Annotated in this window: 20 protein-coding genes; 11 read left to right on the top strand and 9 right to left on the bottom strand. The window is 72.1% G+C overall.

From position 1 onward, the window contains the following. Positions 1-2 precede the first annotated feature (2 nt). The 3 genes from ACFVGW_RS28665 to ACFVGW_RS28655 all read left to right on the top strand — a co-directional run bounded on the left by ACFVGW_RS28665 (position 3) and on the right by ACFVGW_RS28655 (position 3156). Positions 3-977, top strand: a complete 975-nt coding sequence (locus tag ACFVGW_RS28665) for an ABC transporter ATP-binding protein (protein WP_385853964.1) — start codon at positions 3-5, stop codon at positions 975-977. Beyond that, on the top strand, positions 970-2022 hold the full coding sequence (locus ACFVGW_RS28660; RefSeq protein WP_383228860.1) for an ABC transporter ATP-binding protein: 1053 nt from the start codon (positions 970-972) through the stop codon (positions 2020-2022). The genes ACFVGW_RS28665 and ACFVGW_RS28660 overlap by 8 nt, the downstream gene beginning before the upstream one ends. A 204-nt stretch (positions 2023-2226) precedes the next feature. Next, positions 2227-3156, top strand: coding sequence for a hypothetical protein (locus tag ACFVGW_RS28655; protein WP_385853963.1), 930 nt, complete (start codon positions 2227-2229; stop codon positions 3154-3156). 18 nt (positions 3157-3174) lie between these two features. Here ACFVGW_RS28655 and ACFVGW_RS28650 read toward each other — a convergent pair whose 3' ends face one another. Continuing rightward, positions 3175-5340, bottom strand: coding sequence for a prolyl oligopeptidase family serine peptidase (locus ACFVGW_RS28650; protein ID WP_385853962.1), 2166 nt, complete (start codon positions 5338-5340; stop codon positions 3175-3177). 174 nt (positions 5341-5514) lie between these two features. Here ACFVGW_RS28650 and ACFVGW_RS28645 point away from each other — a divergent pair, with 174 nt between their 5' ends. The 4 genes from ACFVGW_RS28645 (at position 5515) to ACFVGW_RS28630 (ending at position 9359) form a co-directional block, all read left to right on the top strand. Then, positions 5515-5709 (top strand): hypothetical protein, encoded by a 195-nt coding sequence (locus ACFVGW_RS28645; RefSeq protein ID WP_137993529.1) that lies wholly within the window; start codon positions 5515-5517, stop codon positions 5707-5709. 55 nt (positions 5710-5764) lie between these two features. Beyond that, complete coding sequence (mshB, locus tag ACFVGW_RS28640) at positions 5765-6661, top strand: N-acetyl-1-D-myo-inositol-2-amino-2-deoxy-alpha-D-glucopyranoside deacetylase (protein ID WP_352191198.1); 897 nt, start codon at positions 5765-5767, stop codon at positions 6659-6661. Next, the gene (locus tag ACFVGW_RS28635; protein WP_385853961.1) at positions 6658-7002 is read left to right on the top strand and encodes a DUF6113 family protein; all 345 of its coding nucleotides are present in this window, start codon (positions 6658-6660) and stop codon (positions 7000-7002) included. Before mshB ends, ACFVGW_RS28635 begins: the two co-directional genes overlap by 4 nt. 446 nt (positions 7003-7448) lie before the next feature. Further along, entirely contained in the window at positions 7449-9359 is a 1911-nt protein-coding gene (locus ACFVGW_RS28630) for a hypothetical protein (protein WP_385853960.1), read from the top strand. A gap of 78 nt (positions 9360-9437) precedes the next feature. Here ACFVGW_RS28630 and ACFVGW_RS28625 read toward each other — a convergent pair whose 3' ends face one another. Further along, positions 9438-11012, bottom strand: coding sequence for an alkaline phosphatase D family protein (locus ACFVGW_RS28625; RefSeq protein ID WP_385853959.1), 1575 nt, complete (start codon positions 11010-11012; stop codon positions 9438-9440). Continuing rightward, the gene (locus ACFVGW_RS28620) at positions 11009-11587 is read right to left on the bottom strand and encodes a phosphoesterase (protein WP_385853958.1); all 579 of its coding nucleotides are present in this window, start codon (positions 11585-11587) and stop codon (positions 11009-11011) included. The genes ACFVGW_RS28625 and ACFVGW_RS28620 overlap by 4 nt, the downstream gene beginning before the upstream one ends. Positions 11588-11761: 174 nt before the next feature. On the opposite strand from ACFVGW_RS28620, the gene ACFVGW_RS28615 reads away from it, so the two are divergent. After that, entirely contained in the window at positions 11762-11950 is a 189-nt protein-coding gene (locus tag ACFVGW_RS28615) for a hypothetical protein (protein ID WP_361668448.1), read from the top strand. 25 nt (positions 11951-11975) lie between these two features. On the opposite strand, the gene ACFVGW_RS28610 is transcribed toward ACFVGW_RS28615, so the two are convergent. Together ACFVGW_RS28610 and ACFVGW_RS28605 are read right to left on the bottom strand one after the other, a co-directional pair. After that, on the bottom strand, positions 11976-12863 hold the full coding sequence (locus ACFVGW_RS28610; protein ID WP_385853957.1) for a hypothetical protein: 888 nt from the start codon (positions 12861-12863) through the stop codon (positions 11976-11978). A 252-nt stretch (positions 12864-13115) separates the two neighbouring features. Then, complete coding sequence (locus ACFVGW_RS28605) at positions 13116-13340, bottom strand: hypothetical protein (protein WP_383228869.1); 225 nt, start codon at positions 13338-13340, stop codon at positions 13116-13118. A gap of 115 nt (positions 13341-13455) precedes the next feature. Between ACFVGW_RS28605 and ACFVGW_RS28600 the strand changes: the two genes are divergently transcribed. Beyond that, complete coding sequence (locus tag ACFVGW_RS28600; protein WP_385853956.1) at positions 13456-14295, top strand: Scr1 family TA system antitoxin-like transcriptional regulator; 840 nt, start codon at positions 13456-13458, stop codon at positions 14293-14295. After that, a complete protein-coding gene (locus tag ACFVGW_RS28595; protein ID WP_385853955.1) occupies positions 14267-14500 on the top strand; it encodes a DUF397 domain-containing protein in 234 nt (77 codons plus the stop codon). Before ACFVGW_RS28600 ends, ACFVGW_RS28595 begins: the two co-directional genes overlap by 29 nt. Here the strand turns inward: ACFVGW_RS28595 and ACFVGW_RS28590 are convergent. The 4 genes from ACFVGW_RS28590 to ACFVGW_RS28575 form a co-directional block, all read right to left on the bottom strand. Further along, positions 14483-16084, bottom strand: coding sequence for a serine/threonine-protein kinase (locus ACFVGW_RS28590; protein ID WP_385853954.1), 1602 nt, complete (start codon positions 16082-16084; stop codon positions 14483-14485). The genes ACFVGW_RS28595 and ACFVGW_RS28590 overlap by 18 nt on opposite strands. A gap of 108 nt (positions 16085-16192) precedes the next feature. Beyond that, a complete protein-coding gene (locus ACFVGW_RS28585; RefSeq protein WP_385853953.1) occupies positions 16193-17500 on the bottom strand; it encodes a PQQ-binding-like beta-propeller repeat protein in 1308 nt (435 codons plus the stop codon). Positions 17501-17573: 73 nt separating this feature from the next. Then, positions 17574-17894 (bottom strand): hypothetical protein, encoded by a 321-nt coding sequence (locus ACFVGW_RS28580; RefSeq protein ID WP_385853968.1) that lies wholly within the window; start codon positions 17892-17894, stop codon positions 17574-17576. A gap of 105 nt (positions 17895-17999) precedes the next feature. After that, positions 18000-18542: a DapH/DapD/GlmU-related protein gene (locus ACFVGW_RS28575; RefSeq protein WP_383228873.1), complete on the bottom strand. Its 543-nt coding sequence runs from the start codon at positions 18540-18542 to the stop codon at positions 18000-18002. A 70-nt stretch (positions 18543-18612) separates the two neighbouring features. Here ACFVGW_RS28575 and ACFVGW_RS28570 point away from each other — a divergent pair, with 70 nt between their 5' ends. Next, positions 18613-19491, top strand: a complete 879-nt coding sequence (locus tag ACFVGW_RS28570; RefSeq protein WP_385853952.1) for a MerR family transcriptional regulator — start codon at positions 18613-18615, stop codon at positions 19489-19491. Positions 19492-19500 lie beyond the last annotated feature (9 nt).

Raw genomic sequence — 19500 nt, 5'->3', positions numbered from 1 at the left:
ACATGCTGCTCGAAGTGAGCGATCTGCACGTGGAGTTCCACACCCGGGACGGAGTGGCGAAGGCGGTCAACGGGGTCAGCTACTCGGTCGACGCGGGCGAGACGCTGGCCGTGCTCGGCGAGTCCGGCTCCGGCAAGTCCGTGACCGCGCAGGCCGTCATGGGCATCCTCGACATCCCGCCCGGGAAGATCACCGGCGGCCAGATCCTCTTCCAGGGCCAGGACCTGCTGAAGCTCAAGGAGGAGGAGCGGCGCAAGGTCCGCGGCGCGAAGATGGCGATGATCTTCCAGGACGCGCTGTCCTCCCTCAACCCCGTCATCAGCGTCGGCGACCAGCTCGGTGAGATGTTCCAGGTCCACCAGGGGATGTCCCGCAAGGACTCCCGGGCCAAGGCGGTCGAGCTGATGGACCGGGTCCGCATCCCGGCGGCCAAGGAACGGGTGGGGCAGTACCCGCACCAGTTCTCGGGCGGCATGCGCCAGCGCATCATGATCGCGATGGCGCTCTCCCTCGAACCCGACCTGATCATCGCCGACGAGCCCACCACCGCCCTCGACGTCACCGTCCAGGCACAGGTCATGGACCTCCTCGCCGAGCTCCAGCGCGAGCTCAACATGGGACTGATCCTGATCACCCACGACCTCGGCGTCGTCGCCGACGTCGCCGACCGGATCGCGGTCATGTACGCGGGCCGGATCGTCGAGACCGCCCCCGTACACGAGATCTACAAGGCACCCGCGCACCCCTACACCCGCGGCCTGCTCGACTCGATCCCGCGCCTGGACCAGAAGGGCCAGGAGCTGTATGCGATCAAGGGCCTGCCCCCGAACCTGCTGGCCATCCCGCCCGGCTGCGCCTTCAACCCGCGCTGCCCGCTGGCCAGGGACGTGTGCCGCACGGACGAGCCGCCGTTGTACGAAGTGTCGGAGGAACGCCGCAGCGCGTGCCACTTCTGGCAGGAGGCCCTCCGTGGCTGAGTCGATCCTCGAAGTCCGGGACCTGCACAAGCACTACCCGCTGACCCAGGGCATCCTCTTCAAGAAGCAGGTCGGCGCGGTCAAGGCCGTCGACGGCGTCGACTTCGACCTCGAGGCGGGGGAGACCCTCGGCATCGTCGGCGAGTCCGGCTGCGGCAAGTCCACCGTGGCCAAGATGCTCGTCAACCTGGAGCGCCCGACCTCGGGGTCGATCCGCTACAAGGGCGACGACATCACCAAGCTCTCCGCCAAGGCCCTGCGCGCCGTCCGCCGCAACATCCAGATGGTGTTCCAGGACCCGTACACCTCGCTCAACCCGCGGATGACGGTCGGCGACATCATCGGTGAGCCGTACGAGATCCACCCCGAGGTCGCCCCGAAGGGGGACCGGCGGCGCAAGGTCCAGGACCTGCTGGACGTGGTCGGGCTCAACCCGGAGTACATCAACCGCTATCCGCACCAGTTCTCCGGCGGCCAGCGACAGCGCATCGGCATCGCCCGCGGGCTCGCGCTCCAGCCGGAGATCATCGTCGCGGACGAGCCGGTCTCGGCGCTCGACGTCTCCGTGCAGGCGCAGGTGGTGAACCTCCTGGCCAAGCTCCAGGACGAGTTCTCGCTGAGCTACGTCTTCATCGCCCACGACCTGTCGATCGTCCGTCACATCTCGGACCGGGTCGGCGTCATGTACCTCGGCCGGATCGTCGAGATCGGCACGGACGCGCAGATCTACGACCACCCCACGCACCCGTACACCCAGGCGCTGCTCTCGGCGGTCCCCGTGCCCGACCCGGACGCGCGGGAGCACCGCGAGCGCATCATCCTCACCGGGGACGTGCCCTCGCCGGCCAACATCCCCTCGGGCTGCAGGTTCCGCACCCGGTGCTGGAAGGCGCAGCAGCGCTGCGAGCTGGAGGTTCCCGAGCTGGCGGTCCCGGCGGTCTTCCGGCTGACGGACACCCCGGCGAAGCACGACTCCGCGTGCCACTTCGCGGAGGAGAAGCACGTGGTCCCGTCGGAGGACGACGAGTCGCCCGGCGAGGGTTAACGCCGGGGCAACGCGGGCGACTTGGATCCGATATACGGACGCGGCATGCTCGACAGCGTACGGCCGTGCGGGTGCCGTAGGCCGACCGGGAGGCGACAAGCACTCCGGTCGGCCGCTTTTCCAGCGGCTCGTGTGCGCGCACCTTGCCCGGTGAATATGCGGAACCGCTTGTTTCGGTGCGTGGTAGCGGTGAGTATCGGCGTCGTGACAGTGACACGACCGGCACGTCTCACCGGCGCCGCACTGTGCGGCGCGCTCGCACTCGTCATCGCCGTCTGGCTCCTGCGGGACCTCGCGGCCTTCGGCTCTCCCGCCCGGCTGGCCTGGTACTGGGCCGGGGAGGAAGCGTTCCCGTTACGCAGGCGGGCCGCCACCTCGCTGGTCGACCCGCTGCTGCTCGGCGCGTACGCCGCCACCGCCGTCGCCGCCCTGCGATCCTCCCTCGCCGCGCCCGCGCTCGCCGCCACCGGGGCCGTCACCCTGGCGCTGCGGCTCCCCGGCCTCTGGGCCACCGGCATCGACGCCCTCGTCACGACCCTCGGCACGCTCGCCCTCGCCGCCGGGCTCGTCGTCACCGCCGTCGCCGGCCGCCGCCCCGCCGAGGCCCGCCACGAACTGCCGGGCCGCCCCCGCACCGGCCCGGCCGTCGCCGCCGGGGTCCTCTGCGCCGTGGCCGGGCTCGCCTGGGCCGCCTGGGAGGTGCACCGGGCGACCGCGCTCCCGGTCGAGGCGACGGTCGACCGGTTCACCGGCGGCCGCTCGCTCCTCCTGCCCGTCCTCGCGGTCCCCCCGGCCTGGCTGAACCTGACGCTCGCCGCCCTGTTCCTCGTGGCCGCCGGCACGGCCTTCGTCCGCTCCTCGCACGCCCGGCCCCTCGGCCTGCTCGCCGGGCTGCTCATGACGGGCTGCGGGCTCTCCGCCGTCGCCCTCGCGTCACGGACCGGCCGCGCCGGGTGGTTCGCCACGCTCGACGACGAGGGCCGGCTCGCCCTCGCCACCTCGGGCTACGGGCTCCTCGCCGGCGCCGCCGTCCTCGTCCTGCTCTCCCTGCGCGGCGCACCCCGCTCCGCACACGGCCGCCCGGTGGCCGCGCTGCCGCCCGCCCCGCCGCACCCCCGCCCTCCCGGCTGGTGAGCCAGGGGTGCCCGGCGCCTACGGGTTCAGGCCGAGCGCCCGCTTCAGGAACTCCACCTGGAGGAGCAGCATGTTCTCCGCCACCTGCTCCTGGGGCGTCATATGGGTCACGCCCGTCAGCGGCAGCACCTCATGGGGGCGTCCCGCCGCCAGCAGCGCCGAGGAGAGCCGGAGCGTGTGGGCCACCACCACGTTGTCGTCCGCCAGACCATGGATGATCATCATCGGCCGGGCCGGCTCCTCCGGCGCCGACAGGCCGTCGTCGGTCACCAGCGAGTTCGCCGCGTACACCTCCGGAGCCTCCTGCGGCGTCCCGAGATAGCGCTCGGTGTAGTGGGTGTCGTACAGCCGGAAGTCCGTCACCGGCGCCCCCGCGATCGCCGCGTGGAAGACGTCCGGCCGCCGCAGCACCCCGAGCGCGGCGAGGTAGCCGCCGTACGACCAGCCGCGGATCGCCACCCGCCCCAGGTCGAGCGGGAAGTCCTTCGCGAGCGCGTGCAGCGCCTCGATCTGGTCGTCCAGAGTCGGCGTCAGATCGTTCTTGATCGACTTCTCCCAGCCGGGCGACCGGCCCGGCGCGCCCCGCCCGTCCGCCACGATCACGGCGAAGCCCTGGTCGGCGAACCACTGTGACGTCAGATGCGGATTGTGGGCGGCCACCACCCGCTGACCGTGCGGACCGCCGTACGGATCCATCAGTACGGGAAGCGGCCCGTCCCCTTCCGTATAGCCGGAGGGGAGCAGGACGGCGCACGGAATCCTCCGTGCGCCCCCCTCCACGAGCCGCACGCCCGCGGAGAGCGCCGGCGTCTCCGCGTGCGAGGCGATCACGGCGACCTGGGCACCGTCCCGCAGCACCCGCGCCACACTCCCCGGCGCGTCCGGACGTGCGGAGACCAGTACCGTCACCGCGCCACAGCGCACCGCCGAGTGCACCCCGACACCCTCCGAGACCCGCTCCACCCCCCGTTCCCCGACCCGGTACACATGGATCTCCCCGGTCTCCGGCTCCGCCCGCTCCTCACCGGCCGAGGCCGAGACCAGGACGTCGTTCTCGCCGACGTCCAGGACCGCGCGCAGGTGGAGCGCCGCACCTGTGAGCGCCCGGTCCCCGACCGCGAGCACCCTCGCCCCGCCCTCGTCGGCGATCCGCACGAGCCGCCCGTCCGGAGCCCACGCAGGCACCCCCGGAAGCAGCTCCAGCCACACCGGGTCCTCGTCCGCGTGCACCGTCCGCGTCGCCCCGGTCGCCACGTCCACCGCCAGGTGCAGCTGGGTGCGCTGGTCGCGCGCCTGGACGAGCAGCAGCGGAGCCCCGTCCGCCGACCAGTGCACCCGGGCCAGGTACGGGTACCGCTCGCGGTCCCACGCGACCTCCGTGCGCTCTCCCGCCAGGTCCACCACGTAGAGCCGGACCTCGGCGTTGTCCGTCCCCGCCGCCGGGTACGGCACCACCTGCGGCTCCCGGTCCGGGTGCGCCGGATCGGCGATCCACCACCGCCGCACCGACCGGTCGTGCGCGCGGGCCACCAGGAGCCGGTCCGAATCCGGCGACCACCAGAAGCCGCGGTACCGGCCCATCTCCTCGGCGGCGACGAACTCCGCGAGCCCGTACGTGGTGTGCGCGTCCTCCGGCTCCACGAGCACCCGGTCGCCCTCCCCGTCCGCCCCCGTCACCCGCAGCGCGCCGCCCGTCACATAGGCGACGTGCCGCCCGTCCGGCGACGGGCGCGGGTCGACCACCGGTCCCGGCACCGGGAGTTCCCGGGCCGTCCCCGCCCTCAGCTCCGCCGCGAACAGCCGCCCCGAGAGCGCGAACGCCGCCAGCTCCACGGCCGCGTCCACCGCGTACGCCACGATCCCGCCCGAACCCTCACGGCTCCGCTCCCGCCGGGCCCGCTCCTGCGCCGACAACTCCTCGGCCGCGCCCGCGAGCAGGGCTTCCGGGTCCGCCGCGAGCCGCTCCCGCGGAGCGTCCCCCGCCGTGCCGCCCGTCCCGCTCGCGAGATCGAGCACCCACAGCGCGTGCGAGCGTTCCGTGCCGGACGCCGAACGCACGAACACGACTCTCTCACCGTCGGGGGAGACCGTGAACGCACGGGGAACGCCCAGCGTGAAGCGCTGGGTCCGGGCGTGCTGGCGGGGGAACGAGAGGGGAAACGACGGCAGTTGCGTGGAGGTCATGCGACCGAAACTAGCGCTGTGCGCCCCCTCTGTGCCTCCGTACACCATCAATACGGAGCCACACATAGTTATGATCCGTAGCGCTGGGTGGGTAGGGGTCTCCTGACATCTGGCACATGCTCGCCGAACTGACCGTCCGAATATCCGACCGAAGAAGTGTGGAGGTGAACCGCCGTGGCACTCTCGATTTCGGCGGTGGTGCTGCTGGCGATCGTCGTCTTCCTGCTGATCCGGAAATCCGGGCTGAAGGCTGGACATGCGGCGGTCTGCGCACTCCTGGGGTTCTACCTGGCGAGTTCGTCCATCGCCCCGTCCATCAGCACGCTCACCACCAATGTGGCGGGCATGATCGGCGGCCTCAAGTTCTGAGCCGCGTGCTCGGGGGCGCCCGGCGGTCCCAGGCCCCGCCTCGTAGGGTGGGGCCATGACGGTTCTCCCAGCCCGTCGTCTGCTCCTGGTGCACGCGCACCCCGACGACGAGTCGATCAACAACGGCGCCACCATGGCCAGGTACGCGGCCGAGGGCGCCCAGGTCACGCTCGTGACCTGCACACTCGGCGAGGAGGGTGAGGTCATCCCGCCCGCGCTCGCCCACCTCGCACCCGACCGGGAGGACCGGCTCGGCCCCCATCGCGTCGGCGAGCTCGCCGACGCGATGAAGGAGCTGGGCGTCACCGACCACCGCTTCCTCGGCGGCCCCGGCCGCTTCCGCGATTCCGGAATGATGGGCGTCGAACAGAACCGGCGCCCGAACGCCTTCTGGAACACCGACGTCGACACCGCCGCCGCCTACCTCGTCGAGATCGTCCGCGAGACCCGCCCGCAGGTCCTGGTCACCTACGACCCCGACGGCGGCTACGGACATCCCGACCACATCCAGGCCCACCGCGTCGCCATGCGCGCCGCCGAGCTGGCCGCGGACGCCGCGTACCGGCCCGACCTCGGCCCGGCCCACTCCCTCGCGAAGATCTACTGGAACCGGGTCCCGCGCCCGGTCGCCGAGGCCGCGTTCGCCCGCCTGCGCGCCGAGGGCGCCGGCTTCCCCGGCATCGCGGACATCGACGACGTACCGGGTGTCGTCGACGAGTCCCTGATCACCGCCGAGATCGGCGGCGACACCGCCTGGGCGGCCCGGAAAACCGCCGCGATGCGGGCCCATGCCACCCAAATCGCCGTCGAAGGACCCTTCTTCGCACTCTCCAACGACCTGGGGCAGCCGATCCTCACCACGGAGTACTACCAGTTGGTGCGGGGTACGCCCGGCGCACCGGACGGCGTGCGCGAGAACGACCTCTTCGCGGGCGTGGGTGAGGACGCGTGAACCTCCGGATCGTCTGGTACGTCGTGTTCCTCGTCCTCGGCGCGCTCGTGGGCGTGGCCGGCTCGATCGCCCAACCCGCATGGTTCCCCGGCGGGTTGTTCCTCGCCCTGCTCGCCGCCGCCGGAGTCTTCTACGGCGGACTGCGGGCCACCGACACCCAGCTGGGCATCCTGGCCCCCGCGGTCGGCTGGCTCGTCGCCGTCGTGCTGCTCAGCCTCGGACGCCCGGAGGGCGACGGGGTCTTCGGCGGCGGAGTCTCGGAGATGATCTATCTTCTCGGAGGCATGGCGATCGCTGTGATGTGTGCCACGGTGGCGAGGCTTCCTCGACCGACCGCGTGAACAGGGTGACTTGGGAGAAGCTTCGGTGAAGGAGTGCCCCGACTTCGGCCGGAATGCCCCGTACTGGATCCCCTGCGATCGAGTGCGATTCGGCGACGGCCAGTATGGTGGTGCGCGCCGCCGAGCCGCCCGGGTACACGAGCACCAGCAAGAGCGGGCGGTGGAGCCAACCGGGAGAACCTGCTTTGAGTCGTGAAACTGGTCGAGAGACTGATAGTTCGTCCTCCGGCGCCCAGGGGCGCGGTGGAGCCGCGTACCCGTCGGGCACGCCGCCGTACGGATCCCGTCAGTATCCGTCGCTCCACCCCACGCAGGACGGAACCGACGAGACGTCCGGAACCACCGGCACGCACCCCGCTCCGCCGCTGCCGGAAGAGCCGAAGACCGAGACCACGCTGACCACGCGGATCCGGATCAACATCCCGGGTTCGCGGCCGATCCCGCCCGTGGTGGTCCGCAAGCCGGTCGGTGACACCTCCTCGGAGTCCGTGAGCGCTCCGGCCGCCGAGAAGACCCCGGCGCCCGCGCCGAAGGCTCCCGCCCCGGCTCCCGCGCCCGCGCCCGCTCCGGCCGAGGCCGAGGCGCCCCAGGCGGAGGAGAAGCCGACCAGCGACTGGTTCGCCCCCCGCAAGGCGGGCCCCGCCGCTCCGGCCGCCCCCGCCTCCCCGGCGGCCCCGTCCTCTCCGGCCGGGAAGTCGGCCCTGTCCGGGCTGTCCGAGTCGGCCCCCGGGCCCGGTGCTCCCGGCCCCCGCCCGTCCGGCCCCGGTGCCTCCGGTCCGGGGGGTACGCCTCCCGCGGGCGTACGGCCTCCGGCCCCGGGTTCCGGCCCGAACCGCGGTGCCGGTTTCGCCGGCCCCGCGACCGGTGGCATCCCGCGTGTCGGCGGCGCGTCGATCTCGGCCACCCCCGCGTCCGGCACGCCCATGTTCCTCGCGACCCCGCCCCAGGACGAGGCCGCGTACGGTCCCGGCGGCGCGCCCTACGCCCCGGGCGCCGGCGGCGGCCCGCAGGCGCCGGCCGGCCCGACCACGGGCCCGGTCACGGGCAGCAGCCCGATCGGCGGCCCCCCGGCCGGCGGACGACCGGCCGGCGGCCCGATGAGCGGCGCTCCCATGGGCGGTGCTCCGATGGGCGGCGACCCCTTCGCGGGCGCGCCGCCGATGTCCGACGACACCGCCGTCCTGACGCCGCAGAAGCCCGGCCCGGTCACCCCGCCCCCCGGCCCCGCCGGCCATGTCTCCGGGGACACGCTCACCAGCGGCATCCCGGTCGTGCCCTCGGGCCCGGACCTGACGCCCCGGCTTCCCGACCGCGGCTTCTCCGAGCCGGAGTTCGTCGGAGGCGCCCCGGCCCCGGCCGCGCCCCGCCCCGCGCCCTCCTCCTCGGGCGGCCGCTCCGCACCGGCGAAGAAGGGCCGCTCCAAGCTGGTCCTCCTCGGTGTCGGCGTCTTCGGCCTGGCCGGTGTCGCCTACGGCGCCGGGCTCCTCCTCAACCACTCCGACGTCCCCAAGGGCACCACCGTCCTCGGCGTCGACATCGGCGGCGGTACGAAGGAGGAGGCGGTCAACAAGCTGGAGGCCGCACTCGGCAAGCGCGCCCACGCCCCCCTCAAGCTGAACGTCGGCGGGAAGGACGTCGAGCTCGCCCCCGACAAGGCGGGCCTGACCCTGGACAGCCAGGAGACCGTCCGCGCCGCCGCGGGCAGCGACTACAACCCCGTCTCCGTGATCGGCTCCCTCTTCGGCGGCGAGCGCGTCGCCGAGCCGAAGCTGCCGGTCGACGAGGAGAAGCTGGCCGTCGCCCTGTCCGACGTGGCCGGCGCCTCCGGCTCGGCCACCGAGGGAACGATCACGTTCGCCCCGGGCAAGGTCACCGCCGTGGAGGGCAAGCCGGGCAAGGGCCTGGACGTCGCCCGCTCGATGATCTTCGTCAAGGACGCGTTCCGCGCCCAGGTCGAGACGGGCCAGTCGAAGCCCGTCGAACTCCCCGTCGTCGCCCGCCAGCCCACGATCACCAAGGCGGAGCTGGACCGGGCCATGAAGGAGTTCGCCAAGCCCGCCATGTCCGACGTGATCCTGATCAAGGCGGGCCCGAAGGAGATCAAGTTCGGCCCGGCGCGGTCGCTGCCGCAGATCCTCTCGATGAAGGCCGTCAACGGCCGTCTGGTCGAGGTCTACGACAAGAAGGCGATCGACCGGCTCCTCGACGGCGTCTTCGACGGCATCATGATCACCAAGGCCGACGGCAAGCAGCACCAGGTCTCCGCCGACGACGTCGCCTTCGTCATGCGCGACGCGCTGCTGGGCAAGACCCCGGCCCAGCGGACCAAGACCATCGATCTCACCGGCCAGGGCTGATCACCGCCCCGGAGCCGAGAGCACGCACGGACGCCCGTCCCGCCGGTCACGACCGGCGGGACGGGCGTTCTCGCGTCGTCAGTCCCTGCGGTACTGCGCCGGCGAGTTCTTCGTCGCCGGGTCCTCGTACGAGCCCGCCTTCCCCCGGTCCACATGGAACGTGGTCAGTGTCGAGACGGGGGAGACCGGGTCACGGCGGTCGTCGATCACCCGCATGTGCGCGCTGAAACGCTCCGGCGTGACCTCGTAGACGTCGTAGCCGTAACGGTTGCCCTCGAAGTACTTCAGGTGCGGGTTGCCCGCGCCCATGACCGGGCCGTTCGTGGCGTTCCAGCTCGCCGAGTACGCCCCCGAGGTCACCGAGTGCGCCGTGAACTCCGTACCGATCACCGGCGACGAGACGTCGTCGTAGTCCGGCCGGATGTCGTCGACGAACGCCGAGTGCCAGTCGCCCGTGATGACGACCAGGTCCTCCATGCCGGTGCTGTGCACATGGCCGAGGACCTCCTTGCGCTCGGCGAGGAAGCCGTCCCACTGGTCGGTGAACATGTACGAGCCGCCGGGACGGGACCGCAGCTGGCTGAGCATGATCGAGTTGGCCCAGACGTGCCAGGTGTCCGGAGCCCGGTCGATGTTCCGCTTCAGCCACCCCTTCTGCCCGGCACCGAGGATCGTGCCGTCGGCGAGGTTCTGCGCCGAGCGGTACGACCGCAGGTCGAGGACGGTCAGCTCCAGCAGGTCGCCCCAGCGGCGCACCCGGTGGATCTCGGGGTCCGGCAGCGCGGTCGCGCCACCGGCACCCCCCTCGCGGTGCGGCATGTTCTCGTACCAGGCCTGGTACGCGGCCGCCCGCCGCTGCATGAACGGCGCGCCCCCGCCCGTACCGGAGTAGTCGTTGACGACCTCGTGGTCGTCCCAGGTCAGGAACCAGGGGTGCGCGGCGTGCGCCTCGCGCAGGGAGGCGTCGCCCTTGTAGAGCGCGTGCCGGCGGCGGTAGTCCGCGACGGTGAAGATCCCCGGTCCCTCGTGGTCACGGACGTGGTCGGCCGGGACGCCGCCGACCTGGCCGTGCTCGTAGATGTAGTCGCCGAGGTGGACGACGAAGTCGACGTTCTCGCGGGCGATGCCCCGGTGGGCCGCGTAGAAACCGTCGTGGAACGCCTGGCAGTTGGCGGCGGCGAAGCGGACCGAGGAGACGCGGCCGACGGGTGCGGTCTTCGTACGGCCGATCCGGCTCCGCCTGCCCAGCGCCGTGAAGGCGTACCAGTAGCGGGTGTTCGGGCGCAGCCCGGAGACCGGGACGTGCACGCTGTGGCCGAGCGTCGCCGAGGCGGGCACGGTGCCCTCGGCGACGACGCGCTTGAGCTGGGCGTCGGCGGCGACGACCCACTGGACCTCGACGATCTCGGACAGCTTCTGCTCGGCGGCCAGCGGCTCGGGGGCGAGCCGGGTCCACAGCAGGACGCTGTCCGGCTGCGGGTCGCCGGACGCGACGCCGAGGGTGAACGGCGCCGGGTCGTAGTCGGCGCCCAGCGCCTGGGCGGCTTCCAGGGCCTGCGCGGGCGAGAGCCCGGCGGCCAGCGGCCAGGCGAGGTTCAGCGCACCGGCGGCTCCGGCGGCCTTGAGCAGATCGCGTCGGTTGAGCCTGGTCACTTGCGTCCCTCCGTGGCGTGCAGCGTGAGCGATATGGAGTCGGCGTAGCCGTCGTTGGACGTCCCGCCGCCGCTGCGGGTGAAGACGAGCAGCACCCGCGCGGAGCGGGCCGTACGCGGCACCTGCGCGGTCGCCGTGCGCTCCAGGAGGGCGGTGCGGGAGAGCCGCTCGGCGGCCGTCACCGGGCCGAGCACGGACAGCGCGACCGGGGTCCCCTGGGCGTTCCGGAACTCCACGGACAGCCGGGCTCCGTCCTCCTGGGTGGCGTAGCCGCCCAGCCAGCCGGCGAGCGTGTACCGCACCCGCCCGGCGTCGATGTGCCGCCACCCCGTGGTGCCCGTCCTCGGCAGGGCGACGTCCTGGACGAGAACGGTGCGCGGGCTGTTGCCGCCGGAGAAGAACCGCGAGCCGCGGGCTGCGGGCCCGGGGTCCGCGGGCCCCGGGTAGCCGTTGCCCAGGCTGTACGCGATGAGCGCGGGCGCTCCCTCCCGCACCTCCCAGCCGGTCACACCGGTGACCGGCTCGGCGGACCCGCCGGGCCCGCTCTCCGCGTCTCCGTTGACTACGAGATTCACTCGAGCCTCCTCGATCAAGCGCTGTTCGTCGTTCAAATGGCGCGTGTATCGCAGCAGTCGGGAGTGACCTCCTCATGTACGGTCGGGGAACGGCGACCGGGAGTTGTACAGACAACTCCCGGGTAGGGAGGGGTGATTCTCGCACCGATACCGGCTGGGCGAGAGAATGTGTGTATGACCGACGATCAGAATCCCGAATCGGCAGCGGCCGCGGCTGCGGAGCCCACGCCTCGCTGCAAGGAGCCCGGACCGGACAGCTGGGACCTCTTCCTTCAGGGCAACTTCTTCTGCGAGCTGCCTCGCGGCCACGACGGACTGCACTTCGAGACGGGTGCACCCCGCAAATGGTGGGCCGGCGAGTAGGCAGGAAGTCGCCGACGCATACGCCCTACGGGCGCCGTCGGAGGGCCGCGCGGGCCAGGGAAGGGCCGGTCTGTGCGGTGGCGGTGGGGGAAACGGAGGAGGCCGCGGAAGGCTGGCGGCAGCCCCCGCAATGGTCCTCGTCGGCCAACGGCCGGAACAGGTACGGCTGTACGTGAAGCCCGCTCTCGCACTCGCGGAGGCCCGTGACCCTCGGCGGCGGGGGCGGCGGGGGGACCGGCGGCACCTCGCGCAGGATGTACCGCAGCAGCCCGCCGGGGCGGTGGATGGGGCTGCCCCGGCCCGGCAGGCAACGGGCGACGGCGTCCCGTACGGCGTCGGCCATGTGACCCGCCTCCAGCCAGCGGGCCGCGAGGCCCGTCAACTCCGGGAGCATGGCGCGCGGAACGCGCAGCCGGGGATCGAGGCCGGGCAGCTCGTCGACGAGGCGGCGGGCCTCGGGGAGCTCGGGGGCCTCGGAGGCCTCGGGCGGCGGAGGGGTGGAGGTGTTCTCCCCGGATGTCCTTTCGGGATGACGGCCGACGGCCCGACCGGTCGGCTCACCGGCGGCCGGACGGGTGTCCGCCGGACGCCCGCACCGCACCGCTGACGCCTCGGCCGGGCTCAACGGCACGTTGGAGACGAGCTGCCGGGTGGCCCAGAGTCCGCGTGCGCCCTGCTCACGCCACTCGTGGAGATAGCCGGCGGCCTTCAACTGCCCCTTGGCGCGCAGGAAGGCGACCTTGCGGATGCCCGCCCGTTCGGCGGTCTTGGAGAGCGGCTCGTTGACGCCGTCGGGAAGCGAGAGCTGCCAGCACAGGAGCCGTACGGCGTCGGAATTGAGATCGGGGTGACGAAGGATCTCGTGGGGGATCTGACTGAAGCGCCGAGTGGGCGCGTTAGCATGACGAAGCATTCCGGGTGCTCCTCTTGTAAGCACTCGAAGTGAAGGCCCTCGGTGCTGGCTGCAACCAGCTCGGGGGCCGCTTTTGTGCTCACCGTACCGCAAGCTCCGTGACCGATTGGTCACTTGGTGTGACAGTGCACAGGTCGCACCGGCAGGGCGGGAATCGCAGAATCGATTCGACGGGCACGTCTCCCCGCCGGGGCGCGTACGTCTTCACCTCGGACCAGGTCCGCCCGCCGTCGCGCGAGACGCGCAGCCGCATCACCACTCGCCGCCGTACCGCTGCCGCTTCGCGCGCAGCCAGTCCTGGATCTCCCGCGTCTCGCGGGGATCGGCGGGCCGGAGGTCGGAGGCGCGGATCGTGGCCACGAAGTGCACGAACCGCACGCGCCGGTGGACTCCTTCCACGCCGATGACCTTGCCGGGGCCGTAGACGTCGGTTCCGGTATGGGCGACGAAGGCGCCTGGACCGTGGGGGGTTTGCATTGCGTGCGAGCCCTTTCGCTCTGTGTGTTGTTCCGGTCACACAGTGGCGTGGATCACGTTACGCTCGACAGGGGTCCGCGTGTGACAACGCAACCAGCACGTCGGGGAGTTGGCCGTGGCAATCGAGGACAATCCTGAGTCGCGCCGAAAATACGGTGAAGAGCTGAAACGCCGAAGAGAAGCGGCGGGGCTCACGCAGGAGGGCCTCAGCGAACTGACGATCATCTCGCGGACCCACTTGGCCCACATGGAGGCGGGGAGACGACGCCCGGACGTGGCGGACGCGCGGCGCCTGGACCAGGTGCTGGAGGCAGGGGGCTTTTTCGAGCGGTTCCTGCCGGCGCTGGACGGCAAGGCGGTGGCGGAGCACTTCGCGGAGGCGTTGGAGTTCGAGGGCCAGGCGATCGTGATCCGGGAGTACGCCCCGAAGCTCGTGCCGGGCATCCTCCAGACGGAGTCCTACGCCAAGGAGGTCCTGAACTCGGGCTCGACGCCGAAGAGCGACGAGGAACGTGACAGGCTCCTTGTCACAAGGCTGGAGCGCGCCGGGATGCTGGAGAAGTTCGACTCGCCAGTGGTGTGGGTGATCCTGGATGAGGCCGTGCTGAGGCGGCACGTCGGAGGCCCGGAGGTGATGTGCGAGCAGCTCCGTCACATCGTGCGACTAGGGGAGAGCCGCCGTATCCGCGTACATGTGCTGCCGTTCTCCGGGGGCTACCACGCGTTGATGGAGGGCTTCGTCTCGCTGATGTGGTTCCGGGATCAGCCGCCGATCGCGTACGTGGAAGGGCTCAAGTCGGGTCGTGTCTGGGAGGATCCGGCCGTGGTTCGGGACTGTCAGGTGGCCTACGATCATGCTCTGGGCGACGCGCTGTCCCACCGTGAGTCGCTCGCTCTGATCGGGTCCGTCGCGGAGGAATTCGAGCATGCAGCACGCACCGACCAGCATCCCTGACGCATCGGTCCTCCCTGACTGGCGCAAGTCGTCCTACAGCGGCGGTAGCAGCGGCGACTGCCTCGAAGTCAGCGACGCCGCCCGCCCCGCCCACGTCCCCGTCCGGGACAGCAAGAACCCCACCGGCCCCGCTCTCCTCCTCCCCGCCGCCGCCTGGACGGCGTTCGTCGACGGGGTCAAGGGGGCGTCACTCGGGCATCGCTGACACGGCGGCCTTCGCGATCCGCACGGCCTCGTCCTCGCAGGTGGAGTCGGGATTCCGGTCGCCGGCCAGCATGACCCAGACGACGAGGTTGCCGTCGCGGACGTTCAAGGAGCAGTTCCAGTCGTGGCGGGACGTGTCCCAGGAGGCCTCGTCGCCGACGCCGAGGTTGGGCGCGCGTGTCTCCGTCTCCTGGTCGAACGTCTCGTCCTGGCGCTCCGTACCGTTCCCGTCCGCGCTGGTCGTCCGTATCAGGGTCCAGCGGACGACTGCGTCCGGCTTGTCCATCGGGTACAGCTCCGACGTCTTTGCGTACCAGGAGCAGCGAGTCACGTAGACGGGGCTGTTCTCGACGCTGCTGTCCCGGTCCGCGCGCCGGTCCGCCAGGAGAAGTTTCGGCGCCGCGTCCGCGCAGACCGGCAGCTTCGTGTACTTGTCCGCTGGACTCTTCGCGGCGCCGCCCGCACCGCCGCTCTTGCTGTTGTCCTCCTGGAGCGCGAGGTACGTGCCGACTCCCGCTCCGGCCAGGACCGTGACCGCTGCCACCAGGGCCACGAGCCTGCCGCGCCTGCGCGTCGGGCGGGTGGGTGTGGGGGCGGGTCCGGGGGCGGTCGCGGTGACGGTCTCGGAGTACGGCACCGGATCGGGGTCCTGTGAGGGCGGCGGGGTGGGCGCAGGGGCCTCGGCGACGTCGTCCCCGCCCAACAGGGTCTCCAGCCGTTCCTTCTGTTCGGCGATCAGCTCGTGGACGGCGGGCGGCCACGGACGGGTCGCGGGGGAGACCGGGCCGAGCAGCTTTCTGAGGTCGGCCAGGGTCGGGCGGGCCGACGGGTCCTTGGCGAGGCAGCGGGTGACGGTCCCGCGCAGCTCCTTCGGCACTTCGCCGAGGTCGGGCTTGGAGTTGACCACGTTGAACAGGGTCATCAGGGTCGAGTCGGCCGCGAAGGGCGAGCGGCCGGTCGCCGCGAAGGCGAGGACGCAGCCGAGCGAGAACACGTCGCTCGCCGTGGTGAGGTCCTTGGTCTCGGCCTGCTCGGGCGACATGAACGGGGGCGAGCCGATCACCCAGCCGGTCTGGGTGAGTGCGGTCGCCGCTTCCGGTTCGGCGGCGCGGGCGATGCCGAAGTCGATGACGCGGACCCCGTCCTCGGCGAGCAGGACGTTCTCCGGCTTGAGATCACGGTGGATGAGCCGGACGCGGTGGATCTCGTCGAGCGCCGTCACCAGTCCCAGCGCCAGCCGGCGTACCGTCTCGGCGGGAAGCGCGCCGGTGGCGTTCACGGCCGCGCCGAGGGAGGGGCCGGGCACGAACACCGAGGCGAGCCACGGCAGCTCGGCGTCGGCGTCGGCGTCCATGACGGCGGCCGTGTAGGCGCCGGAGACCTTGCGCGAGGCGGCGACCTCGCGCCGGAACCGTGAACGGAAACCGTCCTCGGCCGCGAACCGCCGGTGCACCTGCTTCACCGCGGCGAGGCGGCCGTCGGGAGCGGCACCGAGGAACACCCGGCCCATTCCGCCGCTGCCCAACTCGGCGAGCAGCCGGTACGGCCCGGCCTCCGCGGGCATGCGTGCGTCACGCGGTGTCATACCGGTTCTCCCCCTCGGATCTCCCCCGAATGCGCGGTGATCCTATGGCCCTGGACCGCCCGGCGGGCGTCAGACTCCCGATCACGGCCGGGCGCTGCCACACCGGGATCAGCGCGTGGCCCGGAAGCCGTCGACCCGGCCGTTCCCCCGGTAGATCAGCCCCACGTACGTGTTGACCAGCAGCGGTGAGAATCCGGGATCGGTGGCCTTGTCGGCCCCGGTCGCCCCGTCCAGGACGATCGCCGCGCCCGTACCGTCGTTGAAGGCCGCGTAGACCACCCCGTGGAACGCGGACTTCAGGAGCATCTCCTTTCGTCCCGAGTCGTCCGAGGGGCCGCCCACGCGCCACAGGCGCTTGCCGGACCTGTCGTAGGCGGAGATCTCCCCGCCCTCGACCGTGCGGGCGGCGCAGATGGTCGTCCTGAGCTGGTCGTCCACGCACGTCTCGATCTCGTGGAGCCGCTCGCCGAAGCCCTCGTACTTCAGGTCCTTGCCGGTGGCGCTGTCGACCACCGCCCGGCCGTACGGGTCCGCCACCCAGACCCGGTCCGGCCCGAAGGCCTTGGCCGTCCAGCCCTGGTCGGCGCCCGTCTCGTCGGGCACCTCCATCCCCGTCCAGAGTTCACGTCCGTTCGCCCCGTCGACGGCCGCGAGCGCGAGGACGTCCTCGGCGCCGCGCTTCTGGCCGATGACGCGCGTGCCCTGGACCAGCTGCGCCTTGAAGGCGGGGTCGCGCCAGGTCTCCTTGTGGGTGACGAGGTCGATCCCGTAGGTCACGGGGTACCGGTACTCGCCGTGGGACACGACGATCGCCGTCCGGCCGACGACCCCGGCGACGTAGGTGACCAGGTACCCGTCGTCGGACCGGTCCAGGTCCCACTTCGTCCGCCACGCCTCCTGGCCGCTCTCGGCGTCCATCGCGACCACTTCGACGCCGATGCTGTCGGGGGAGCTGCCCGACCCCTTCGTGCTGGTGGGGAAGGCGGCGACCGCGTACCGCTTGCCGTCGGCCGTGCCGAGGCCGGGGGCGTGCGGGAGCGTCTTGTAGGTGCCGTCGTGTTCGGGGTCGTGGCGCCAGGAGGATGTCCCGGCCTCGAGGGTTCCGATCTCCTCGTCGGCGGCGAGGTCCCGGGCGACGAGGACGCCGGGGGCGACGTAGTACGCCTTCTGGCCGTCGAGGGCCACGGTCCCCAGGCCGGGTGCCTCGAAGCTGCCGTGGTTCTCGAAGCGGGTGGGCGGGTCGTATGCGGTGAGCGAGGCGGTCTCGGACTCTCCGGGGGTGGGGGTTCCGTCGGCGGGCGCCGAGGAGGAGGGCGCCGCCGGCTTGTCGCCGCCGCCTTCGGCGCCGCCGCAGCCGACGAGCAGGGCGAGCATCGTGGCGGCGCCGACGGCGCGTAAGTGTGTGGTGCTTCGCATCTGTTCTCCCCCAACTCACAGTTGCACAGGTGTAACTGATGGTACGTCGGGGGCGTGGCGCGGACAGGGTGTTCTAGGCGGCGCCGGGCCCGTCCAGGAAGCGCAGGAGTACGGCGGCCTCCGCGCGGAGCCGCTCGGCCCGGTCGGCGTGGGCGGGCGCGGTCAACTGCTCGGCGGCCTCCAGGCGCTCGGCGGCCTCGGCGCGGACGAGTTCCACCACGGTGTGCTCGCTCAGCTCCTGCCGTACGGCTTCGGTGGCACCGACACCGGCGGGCGAGGCCTCGAGGGCGGTGCCACGGAGCTGCTCCTCGGCCAGGGGCACGGCCTCGGCGTTGTCCAGCGCGGCGAGTGTCGAGCGCAGGGCGCTCACGGCGGCCTTGTCGCGGGCGCGCATGGCGACGGGCAGGGCTTCACGCATACGAAGTCGTACGGACATGCCGGCGACCCTATGCGCGCCCCCGGCCGCCCACAACGCGATATGCGGCCCCGGAGGGCCCGGTCACCACGTGCGCCGCACGGTCGCCTTGCCACCGGTCACCAGGCTTGCCGGCGGAACGTCGTCGGCCACGACCGCGCCGGCCGCGATCACGGCGTCACGGCCGATGCTGACGCCGGGCAGGATGGTGGCACCGGCGCCGATCCACACGTTCTCCGCCACGTCGATGGGTGCGCCGGTGAGGTACAGCCGCCGCTCCTCGGGATCGACCGGGTGGCCGCTGGTGATGAACGTGACCTTCGGTCCGACCATCACGCGCTCGCCGAGGCGGATGCCGGCGTAGTCCAGGAACGTGCAGTTCTGGTTGATGAAGACGCGCTCGGCGAGGTCGAGGTTCAGGCCGTGGTCCGTGTAGAAGGGCGGGTAGATCGTGACGCGCGGCGGCAGCGGCCTGCCGAGGATCTGCGCGAACAGTTCCGCCTTGCCCGCTTCGTCCTCGAACGGCAGGACGTTCAGGCGGGAGGTGAGCTCCGTGACCCGCAGAACCCTGTCGGCCATGGCCTGGAACTCGGCGCTGTGGATGCGCATGAGACGGTCGCTGGACATGGGGGCCAAGGTACCGACACCGGTCGACGGCCTTGCGTCTCCCCCAAGGGGAGGTCCCAGAGTGGGCGGCATGGACGGCGACACGCTCTTCTCGATCGGTGAACTGGCGCGGCGGACCGGTGTGACGGTCAAGGCCGTGCGGTTCTACTCCGACGAGGGCATCGTGCCGCCCCTCGACCGCACCCCCGCCGGCCACCGCGTCTACGGCCTCGACGCCGTCGCACGCCTCGGCCTCGTACGGACGCTGCGTGACCTCGGGCTCGGGCTTCCCGCCATCCGGAAGGTCGTCGACCGGGAGGTCTCGCTCGCCGAGGTGGCCGCGGCGCACGCGGAGGCGCTCGAGGTGCAGATCCGCACGCTGAGGATGCGGCGCGCGGTGCTGACGGCGGTGGCCGGGCGGGGACCGACCCCGAAGGAGCTGGATCTCATGCACAAGCTGGCGCGACTGTCCGCCGCCGAACGCGACCGTCTGATCGCGGACTTCCTGGACGCCGCCTACCGCGGCCTCGACCCGGGCGTCGTCCGCTCGATGACGCCCGTTCTGCCCGACGATCCCGACGACGCACAGGTCGCCGCGTGGGTGGAGCTGGCGGAACTGATGCAGGACCAGGGGTTCGTGGCCGACGCGCGACGGCTGGCCGAGCGGTTCTCGGCCGCCCGGGGCGGGGGGTTCGCGCCCCCGCGCCCCCACATCGTGGCCGTGGTCCGCGAGAAGGCCGACCTCGCTCTCGACCCCGCCTCGCCGGAGGCCCGGTCGATCGTCGACCACGTCACCGCGCACCCCGCCTGCCCGGACGACCTCCCCGCGTACCTGAGAGCCGCGACCGACCCCCGCCGCATCCGCTACCTGGAGCTTCTCGCCCGCATCAACGCCTGGCCGCCCCCGGAGCCTCCGGTCCCGGCCGTCGAATGGTTCCTGCGGGCGTTGTCGGCGCGGCGCGGGGGGTGACGGCGCGTG

It is taken from the genome of Streptomyces sp. NPDC127129 (genome assembly GCF_042671585.1).
GTDB lineage: Bacteria > Actinomycetota > Actinomycetes > Streptomycetales > Streptomycetaceae > Streptomyces.
The sequence above is the reverse complement of the archived record's forward strand: the minus strand, read 5'-3'. Positions and strand labels throughout refer to the sequence as shown.